The organism is Pseudomonas sp. JL2, assembly GCF_031570495.1.
Lineage (GTDB): Bacteria > Pseudomonadota > Gammaproteobacteria > Pseudomonadales > Pseudomonadaceae > Aquipseudomonas > Aquipseudomonas rhizophila.
The window spans coordinates 1-7,327 of the sequence record NZ_JAKUDH010000048.1; the positions used below are offsets into that span (position 1 = coordinate 1).

Sequence of the window (7,327 nt, forward strand, 5' to 3'; positions counted from 1 at the left end):
TCAGCATGTTATGCCCGAACACAAAATTTCTGACAGTCCCATCAACGCGAGGCTTTTGCACAACACTGGCAAGGCCAAAGCGCAGAACCGAGGTTCACGCCGAGGCTGATCGAAGCGCAAAAGCCTGCCGCCCCCGACCGTAAATCCAGCAAGCCCAAGCGCAGCAAGCTGAACTGGCTACAGGAAGTCCACGACTATCCCGGCCCCACTTACGTGCATGACTACAACTACCGCAACGGCTGGGCCGCCATCACCGAGCAGGAGGAAGACCAGTGGCTGTGTTTTCTGATCGATTACAACCCATGGCCGCCCGCTGAGCAGGACATGCTCGAACACCGCACCGATGGGGTGGACGGCGCAGACTTGCAGCTCATCGATGCCAATGCCCAACGCAGCCTGTGGAAGCGCCGGGTGAAAAGCGGCGCTTACAGTTCAGATGACCGCTACCAATACGAGATTCGCCAGGGCGATGACATCCAAAGTTTCGGACCTGTCGGGATGCAATGGTCGGAGTTTGAAGATCCCTGTGTCGTGGTCGACTCGGAGATATTCGAACGTCAGTGTATTTACGAACCCGAGCATTTGACACGGATCTGGCGGATCACGGCGGACTCCAGCGAGGTCATTTTCGAGTACGCGGATGAACTGACGATCCTGCCCATCGGCCCGCGCCGCTTGCTGTTCATGCAGCACAACGGCCCGCGGTGTTGGGTCTGGAATCAAGACCCGCCGCACCAGGCCACTGCCGCCAAGCCGATGCCGGCTGACGCCTATAAACTGCGGGCGTCCACCGCGTACCTGGGCGGTGACGAGATCCTGCTGTTCAGCGAAGGCGAGCGGCAGAACCTTGAGCACTCGGGCTATCAGGAGACGGTGCTGCTGGCGTGGCGCTTCAACTTCGTGACCGGCGCTACGACGAAGGCGCTGTTGGACGGCTTTGGCAGTGAACTGCGCCAGGACACGCGCCTGCTGGTTACGCAGCCCAAGCAGGTCATCACGTTGCGCACGTTTCATGGGCAGCTGCATGTTGCCCGGGGGCATGGGGATTGGTGGGTGTGGAACTACCGGACGAATACGTTTGGCACGCAGACCTTGGCGTGGTTTTGGAATCAGCGCAGCAGTGAGGTGATGAAGCTGTCTTCCAAGGATATTGCGCGGGTCAAGCCGGAGATTCGTTACCTGGCGGCGCAGGATCGGTATCTGGCGTTTGAGGCGGAGTTTGTGGCGCGGTTACCGGGGTTTGCGCAGATGGTTGAGGCTAAGGGGTGTGAGGTTTTAGTCTTTGAGTGAGGCGGCTTTGCTGCGTGCGGGAACAAGAAAGGGCTCCTCAGAGCCCCTTCCAGCTGAGGTTATTCTATAACTGGATACCACGTTGCATAGTTATCGCTAAAGTCGTCCAGCAGGGGAAACTCCTCATTGCGAGGACCTTTCACCACAGCCTTTTTTCGCTCAAATGCTTCTTTCATGTGCTCTTTGCAGAGCTCAGCGGAGATGTAACACAGCCCGTGCCAGCGATGGCGCCATGCGATTAACTGACGGTCCGTTTCTACGATAAAGACGGTTTTATCAAGCGACTTGCGCAGACGGGGAGCCGACTCGCCATGCAACGACCTGGGCACCCTGACTTCCTGCCCAAATTTGTCCCAGCCGGCCCATTGGCTATAGAACCTTAGCCGGGTGTCGTTGTTGACCGAGAGGAATTCATAGTAAGCGACGTTTGGCTTGGGCTGAGCCACCTCGCAATACCGGCGCATCAGCGTGGTGGAGATATTGCCGATCAGGTCTTCAGGGAGACGCTCAACGACCTTACGCAAGTGATGGAAATTATTGAAACCGAACTCTTTGCTGATGTGGGTCAATCGCTGGCAATACGTGTATTCGCCAATGACAGACACGCGGGCCAACTCTTTGAGGTCGTCGATACACTCAGCAGCACTTGAACGGGACATAGCTCACTCCTTTAGCCAAATCGAAGACGTACTTCGACTAGCATGCTGCTTGCAGTGGCTAAATAAGTGGGTAAGTTCACTTAGATTTTTCGTATTTCCCATCGCAGCAGGGAGGCTACTTGTGCCTGCCCGTATAAAAACACAGGGACGCCTGCGGCGTAAACCATCTGGTGAAAACCTGTGGCGAGGGAGCTTGCTCCCGCTCGGCTGCGCAGCAGTCGTAAACCTGCAGATGCCGTTTTTCCTGGTACATCGTGTTGAATGGCTTTGGGGCTGCTGCGCAGCCCAACGGGAGCAAGCTCCCTCGCCACAGGTTTGCTTAAATGCACAGCACGNTGCAGATGCCGTTTTTCCTGGTACATCGTGTTGAATGGCTTTGGGGCTGCTGCGCAGCCCAACGGGAGCAAGCTCCCTCGCCACAGGTTTGCTTAAATGCACAGCACGCCGCGAAACCCTCGCGCCGCGTAATACGACTGCACACCATTGTGATAAACGAACACCCGTTCATAACGATAATCACCGAATAGCGCACCGCCGAGGGCGCGAAGTTCAGGGGGTGTTGCCAGCCAACTGGACGTTTTGGCATCAAACTCGCCAAGCTGCTGCAAGGCTCGGTACTGGTCTTCAGTCAGCAAGGCGATGCCCATTTCTTCGGCCATTTCCATGGCACTGCCTTTGGGTTTGTTTTCCTTGCGTGCGTCCAGGGCGGCGCGGTCGTAGCAGAGGCTTCGGCGACCGGTTGGGCTTTCTTTGGCGCAATCGCAAAAGGTGACGAGGCCGGCTTGCTGGTCGTGGCCGATCACGTCGGGTTCGCCGCCGGTGGCCTCCATTGCCTGGAGCGACTTCAGGGCGTTAGGGTTGCTTTCCAGCTTGGCCTGGACGTCGGCCCAGAGGATGTCCGGGTGGCGATGTGGGTTCTGGTCGAAGCGGGTTTTCAGGGTCTGGAGAAGGTCTTGTCTTTTCATGGTTTTGGGTCCGTTGCTGGTCGGTTCCAAATTCTGGCAGTACCAGCGTAGCAACCCATTGAAGCATGAGGTCACGAACCATGATGCGCAGCGACGCTCAACCCGTTTTTCTCCTGCACTTGCGTCCAGTCAACCTCGACCAGGACAGCGGCGTTTGCGTACGTTTCTTTGAAGACATGCTGCTCTGCGCGTTTGGTTCCACACAAAAACTGCACGACCCGGATGGCACACAGCGTTACCTTCAATCTCTCCAAGAAAAAGCAGCCGAGCTTCCTGGCAGCATTGTCCATGCCTGGGATGAAACGCAGATCGTGGGCCAGATAGAAATGTCGCGGCTGAAGGCTGAGCCCGCAGTGGGCTACATCCATTTTTTCTACCTAACCCCTGAGTGGCGATCACGTGGTGCAGGGAAGTTGCTGCTGGCCTACGCGACCGACTTTCTTGCAGGGTTGGGGTGCGAGCGGATGAGATTGTCTGTGAGCGACACGAACCACAGGGCGGCACGGTTTTACAGGCACCATGGTTGGATTGATATCGGGGCCAGGCAAGACAAGCCGGAGCTGCGTTTGCGGTTGATGGAAAAGGCCATTGCCGCCTGGTGAGAGCAACTCCCTCGCCACAAGGTTGGGGTTCGGCAGAATGGATTGGAACGTCCTCTCCATCACCCTACGCGTCAATATCCACCATAAAATATCAAGAATTTTGCACGCTATCACAACCTCTGATACCGTGCTGGAATCGTGATACGGAAGAATGACCATGACTGCTATCCGCCAAGACCATGAGCTCTCCGAAAGGCGTGATCTGATCGAGCTCAAAGTCTACGTAGAGAACGTGCTAGGCCTGAAGCTGCGCTTGAAACCGTGGGAGCACGTCAAGATCCTTCCGTATACATTGCGTGACCGCTACGAATTTTTTGTCACAGAGATCTTCGGGGCCGGCTGCCTCATTCTCAAGGAACGTCCACAGCGTGAAGCCAGCGTTGCGGATGTCGCCAAGCATATCCAGGCCATCCACAACTTGCAGGCATCCAACAAGTTGCCCGATACCGGCGACCTGATGATTTTCGTCACCGACACGCTTCCGAGCTATGACCGCAAGCGACTGGTGGAGAAAGGCGTCCAGTTCATCGTGCCGGGCAATCAGCTTTTTCTTCCGGCCTTTGGTATGGATTTGCGTGAGTATTACCGCCAGCGCCTGGAAAAACCTCAGGTCCTGAGCCCCGCCACCCAAGCCATGCTGATTCAATTTCTGATCAAGGGATGGCACCACCAGCTCCTGACCACTCGCGCTACCTTCGAGAAGTCCTTTACCTACGCGAAAATGACCGTCAGCAGAGCGATCAAGGAACTGACCGACTTGGACATTGTTAAGCCTGGAAAGGAAATGGGTGAGGCCGCGATCCTGTTTCACTTGTCCCCCAGGGAGACTTGGGAGATGGCCAAGGAGTCCATGCGTACGCCGGTCAAAAAAGCACTTTGGCTCAATGCAATTCCCCAGGTTTTTGACGACACCCCAATGTTGCTGGCCGGAGAAACGGCCCTGGCTGAAATGAGTCTTCTCGCCGGCCCAAAAGTCCCTTGCTATGCGATGACGGCAGCGCAGTTCGAGCATATTCGGGAGCATGCTCAAACTGAAAAGAATGCGGCCTACGGGGAGGAATTCGGCGCTTGGGGCTCAACTTCGAAAACGGCCAAGTCGAAACTCGAGACCACGGCGCCCTACCTTGAAGTGCCGCAAAACCATGCCGCGTGTTGCATTCAGTTTTGGAGTTATGAGCCGCCGCGCAGCAACATCGCCACTGGAACGGTGGACCCCTTTTCTCTCTATCTGAGCCTCAAGGATGACCATGATGAACGCGTGCAAATGTGTCTGGATGAAATGATGGAGAACGTGAAATGGTAGTGGGTGTCGACCGGTTTCGAGAGTATTTCAGGGATTTCCAGGGCAGCTACGTTCTGATTGGCGGGGTGGCTGCTTCGATTGCCATGGAGGAACTGGGTGAGGAATTTCGACTGACCAAGGATCTGGATATCGTCCTGGTCGTCGAGGCGCTTGATCGTGCGTTCGTCGGGCAGTTCTGGAAGTTCATCAAGGACGGTGGCTATGCCATTCGCCAGAACGGTGACAGCGATGGGGACCCCCCGGTTTTTTATCGCTTCCAGAATCCGGAGGACAAATCCTTTCCCGTTCAGGTCGAGCTGTTTTCCCGTGTCCCGGATGGCCTGGAGCACGAAGAAGCGGCCAGAATGACCAAGGTCCCCGTGGAGGAGCAAGCCGCCAGCCTGTCTGCGATCATTCTTGATGATGAGTACTACGCCTTTCTCTTGGAAGGCGTCGATCATACTCAGGAGATCAGCCACATCGGTGCTGATCGGCTCGTTCCCCTCAAAGCCCATGCCTGGCTTAACAAGAAGGCGTTGCTGGAGAGCGGCGTGCACGTGGATCGTCGGGACATCAACAAACACTTCAGGGATGTGATCTTTCTAGCGGTCGGTCTCACTGAGGGAATGGCCCAGCTTCCTGATCGAATGGCTGACGATTTGAGGTCATTTCTCAGCCAGGTGCCGGCTGAGCTGGCCACTAACCCAAGTGTTTACAAAAAGGTCGATGCCGAGCGTTTGATCAAGACCATTCAAGAGGCTTTTGGCCTGGCTTGAATCAGGTTTTATGCACGCTATCAGTTAGGTTGATAGCGTGTGAAATTCCTGATTATTGACGGTAACAGCTTGGTCGTTTCCACACCTTGCCCAGTTGATAAAAACCAATAATCCCCCTACCCGGAGCAAAAAGGATGACGTCTCTCGACCGTGCAGTGCTTGAAGATCTGGCCCCAAAAGGCGTGCTGCGTGCCGCGATCAATTTCGGCAATCCCGTGTTGGCTCAACAAGGTCCGGACGGCTCCCCTCAAGGGGTGTCGGTAGCGTTGGCCAAGGCATTGGCCCAGGAGTTGGGCGCACAGCTCGATATGGTCACTTTTGACGCCGCCGGCAAAGTGTTTGCAGCGCTGGATCAGGATGTGTGGGACGTCGCGTTCCTGGCCATTGAGCCTGTGCGCGAAGAGCAGATTGCGTTCAGCGAACCTTACGTCATTATCGAAGGGACTTATCTGGTGGCAGCTGATTCGGGCTATCAGGACGTCCAGGATCTCGACCAGCCGGGACTAAAACTCGCCGTTGGCCAAGGCGCTGCGTACGACCTTTTTCTTTCTCGCACGTTGGAACATGCACAACTCGAACGCGCTGCGACCTCCGCGGCTGCGGTAGACCTGTACATCGAAAAATCCCTGGATGCGGCAGCCGGTGTGAGGCAGCCGCTGGAGAAAGTGGCGGCTAACAACCCGGCATACCGTGTGCTCGCCGGGGCTTTCACTTCCATCAGGCAAGCCATGGCGGTTCCAAGGGCCCATGAAGCCGGCGCGGCCTACGTCAGGGATTTCATTGAGCGAAAGAAAGCGGACGGTTTCGTGCGTGCGGCGTTGATCGACAGCGGCCAAGCGGACGTGACTGTTGCGCCTTTAGCCTGAGAAAAACGTCGCGCAGCCCGCTGATTCGCGGCAGGCGGGGTCCATTCGTGGGGCGACATCCCAGCGTTGTCCGCTATGGTGAAGTAACCCCTTGGCCCTGCCACTACTGAACACAGGAGGCCCGTATGAGGAACTTCACGATCCAACACATCGACCACATCGTCCTGCGCGTAAAAGACATCGAGCGCAGCCTCGCTTTCTATACGTCGGTGCTTGGTTGCGAGCTGAAGAAGCGCCGGGACGATCTTGGAATGATTCACCTCAGCACCGGTGTTTCGATGATTGATCTGGTTGCTGTCGACGGGCCGTTGGGTCGCGCGGGTGGGCCGGCGGCTGGCAAGCAAGGGCACAACGTCGACCACCTCTGCCTGCGCATCGAACCGTTTGATGAACAAGCCCTCATCGCTCATTTGGCCTCAGCCGGCCTGAGCGTTGAGAAAGCGCAGATGCGCTATGGCGCGGAGGGTAAGGGTTGGTCGATCTACTGCTTCGATCCGGATGGTAATCAGATTGAGTTGAAGGGCCCAGCGCTGGAGCCCTGAGTTTCATGGTCTGTCTGGGCCGGTGATGTTGGATGGGCCGCCGTCATCGCGAGCAAGCTCGCTCCCCCTGGGGTTCTGTGGCGGGAAAAAAATTCGTCAACACCACCAATCAAACCTGTGGGAGCGAGCTTGCTCGCGATAGCGGTCTGTCTGAACCGGTGATGTTGAATGGGCCGCCGTCATCGCGAGCATGCTCGCTCCCACCGGGGTTCTGTGGCGGGCACAAAATTCGAGAACACCACCAATCAAAACTGTGGGAGCGAGCTTGCTCGCGATAGCGGTCTGTCTGAACCGGTGATGTTGAATGGGCCGCCGTCATCGCGAGCAAGCTCGCTCCCACAGGGG

General features: G+C 56.6%; 8 protein-coding genes. 6 read left to right on the forward strand and 2 right to left on the reverse strand.

Going from position 1 to position 7,327, the window contains the following annotated elements; all coding sequences use genetic code 11:
• The first annotated feature begins 213 nt into the window (after positions 1-213).
• Positions 214-1,290: a hypothetical protein gene (locus MKS85_RS28490; RefSeq protein WP_310663247.1), complete on the forward strand. Its 1,077-nt coding sequence runs from the start codon at positions 214-216 to the stop codon at positions 1,288-1,290.
• Between the two features lie 59 nt (positions 1,291-1,349).
• Here the strand turns inward: MKS85_RS28490 and MKS85_RS28495 are convergent, their stop codons facing one another.
• Both MKS85_RS28495 and MKS85_RS28500 read right to left on the reverse strand, forming a co-directional pair.
• Entirely contained in the window at positions 1,350-1,949 is a 600-nt protein-coding gene (locus MKS85_RS28495; RefSeq protein WP_139051119.1) for a hypothetical protein, read from the reverse strand.
• A 428-nt stretch (positions 1,950-2,377) separates the two neighbouring features.
• Positions 2,378-2,914, reverse strand: coding sequence for a DUF4256 domain-containing protein (locus MKS85_RS28500; RefSeq protein WP_188252256.1), 537 nt, complete (start codon positions 2,912-2,914; stop codon positions 2,378-2,380).
• An 80-nt stretch (positions 2,915-2,994) separates the two neighbouring features.
• On the opposite strand from MKS85_RS28500, the gene MKS85_RS28505 reads away from it, so the two are divergent.
• From MKS85_RS28505 to MKS85_RS28525, 5 genes are all read left to right on the forward strand, one after another.
• Positions 2,995-3,516: a GNAT family N-acetyltransferase gene (locus MKS85_RS28505; protein WP_172833805.1), complete on the forward strand. Its 522-nt coding sequence runs from the start codon at positions 2,995-2,997 to the stop codon at positions 3,514-3,516.
• Positions 3,517-3,673: 157 nt separating this feature from the next.
• Positions 3,674-4,819, forward strand: a complete 1,146-nt coding sequence (locus MKS85_RS28510) for a hypothetical protein (protein ID WP_223194575.1) — start codon at positions 3,674-3,676, stop codon at positions 4,817-4,819.
• A complete protein-coding gene (locus MKS85_RS28515; protein WP_188252258.1) occupies positions 4,813-5,574 on the forward strand; it encodes a hypothetical protein in 762 nt (253 codons plus the stop codon). Before MKS85_RS28510 ends, MKS85_RS28515 begins: the two co-directional genes overlap by 7 nt.
• A 134-nt stretch (positions 5,575-5,708) precedes the next feature.
• A complete protein-coding gene (locus tag MKS85_RS28520; RefSeq protein WP_188252259.1) occupies positions 5,709-6,440 on the forward strand; it encodes a transporter substrate-binding domain-containing protein in 732 nt (243 codons plus the stop codon).
• A gap of 125 nt (positions 6,441-6,565) precedes the next feature.
• Positions 6,566-6,982: a VOC family protein gene (locus tag MKS85_RS28525; protein WP_047227439.1), complete on the forward strand. Its 417-nt coding sequence runs from the start codon at positions 6,566-6,568 to the stop codon at positions 6,980-6,982.
• Positions 6,983-7,327: the final 345 nt, after the last annotated feature.